Origin of the sequence: Methanoregula sp., from assembly GCF_002835825.1 — an archaeon.
Lineage (GTDB): Archaea > Halobacteriota > Methanomicrobia > Methanomicrobiales > Methanospirillaceae > Methanoregula.
Genome location: NZ_PIZH01000373.1, coordinates 1 through 2,120 on the forward strand (window position 1 = coordinate 1; position 2,120 = coordinate 2,120).

At 57.9% G+C, this 2,120-nt stretch carries 1 protein-coding gene; it reads right to left on the bottom strand.

Features of this window, described 5'->3' with window-relative positions:
- Positions 1-2,120: PKD domain-containing protein (locus tag CW742_RS11200; RefSeq protein ID WP_292420415.1), on the bottom strand; the 2,120-nt coding region annotated here is incomplete at both ends.

Sequence of the window (2,120 nt, forward strand, 5' to 3'; positions counted from 1 at the left end):
GCCACCGCCTCCCACAACGCCGTCTACACCAAACCCGGTTCCGAAGATCGATGAGTAGTCCATCCCGGCCCCGCCAGCCCCACCGACATTGGCAGTTGACCCGGCGCCACCTGCTGCGGATTTGCCACCGCCACCGCCACTTTCATACGGGCTGGTAGAACTGCCTCCCGCTCCACCATTATATCCTTGGCCGGCACTCGCAGTGCCTCCGGCCCGGTTCCGTGCACCGCCACCACCCGAACCGCCATTGGCGCCAGTTGCGACACTGGAGGTACTGCTGCTCGTGCCTCCACCACCGCCACCGGTTGCTGTTATCGTGTCAAATACCGAGTTTTCTCCGTTTGAAGCCCGGGCGGTAGTGCCACCCGTACCACCCGAACCTATTGTGACGGTCTTGGTCCCGGATAATCCTGTTGTCAATGTGCCGTTCAGGACACCACCAGCACCGCCGCCGCCTCCTTGGCCACCTCCACCGCCGCCTCCAGCAACAACAAGGTATTCAACGGTACCGATGTTCGCGGGAACGGCCCAGGTAGTCGACGACGTGAACACCTGGATAACATAGTACCTGTAGGTGGTCGTTGCTGAACCACCCGGTGTTGTAACCGTAACGGTCACAGCGCCAGCTGCTGATCCGGCCGGGCTGGTCACGATGATTGAAGTGGTACCAGGAGTCGTGACGGTTGCGGGGTTGCTGCCAAACATTACGACTGCATCAGCGAGGTTGGTTCCGGTTATGGTTACCGCTGTTCCACCAACTAACGGCCCGGGCGTTGGGGAGATGCCCGTAATGGTCGGGGGAGAAACGTACCGATATACGTTCGTTCCGGTTGCAGTACCGTTCGGTGTGGTGACTACTACATTAACAGATCCTGCTGCATGAGCCGGTGTGATCGCACTGACCGCGGTAGCGTTGATCACTGACACGCCAGTTGCCGTAGTCCCGCCAAAGGTTGCTGCACTCGCTCCTACCAGGTTCGTTCCTATGATCGTTACGGGCGTACCACCGGCTGTCGGGCCAGCTGCTGGCGACACGCTGGTCACCGTCACGGCTTGGAATACCGTAATCGTCTTGTAGCTCGTGTCACTTCCCCATGCATTGTTCGCAGTAAGGCTGACATTGTAAGTGCCCGGGTTCGTGAAGGTATGATAGATATCCCCGTACTCGTGGGATACGTCCTTTGTGATCGTCGTGACATTCCCGTCGCCGAAATTCCACGTCCATGAGGTCGGATCATCCGACGACAGGTCGTAGAAGAAGACACTGAGTGGCGCTACTCCGGAGTTACGCGGGTTCATATCCACGTCGTTATCGTAGGTCTCGAAGTCGCTCGTCGGGGCGTTCGGCGTTACGTTGATGTAATTCTCCCGGAGGAGATAACTGCTGCTGAAGGTATTGGCAACCGTGAGGTTCACGGAGTAGCGGCCCACCGCATAGGTATGTCCGGGGTTCTGTTGCGTATTAGCTCCGCTGTAGGATCCATCGCCAAAGTCCCAGTTCCAGGACGAGACTCCCCCCGTTGAATGGTCAGAGAACTGGACGGTCAGTCCGGACAGCCCGTAACTCCCTGTAGTCGGTGTCCCGGTAAAGTTCGCCACGGCAGGATAGTACGTGAAAATATACCCCTGCCGGACCGACTTGTTACTCCCGCCCTCATTGGTCGCCGTCAGCTCAACCGAATAGTTCCCCGGCAGGAAATAGGTGTGTGTCGGATTCTGCAGAACGGAGGTGCCATTATCCAGCTCGCCGAAGTTCCAGAGCCATGACGTCGGGTTGTTTGTCGACAGATCGGTGAACGTGACGGTTAAGGGAACCCCGCCGGAAAGCGGTGTTGCGGTAAAGTTCGCCACCGGGGGGGTCATGCGGAACGTTGCCGCGATCGTGTGATTCGTCACAACGTTTGTGAACGTGTAATTGGTTAATGGTCCCTGGGACACGCTGTCAACAACAACATCAAGCACGTGGTAGCCCGTATCCGGCGTGATATTGTATGCCTGGCTCCCGCCATAGTTCACCGTTGTGATCCCTGACGGCGAGATCGCTCCGTTCGGCCCGGCTGTCGCGTTGATTGTATACTGGTTGATCGTAAACGTTGCGGCAATCGTGTGGTCAGCCATCA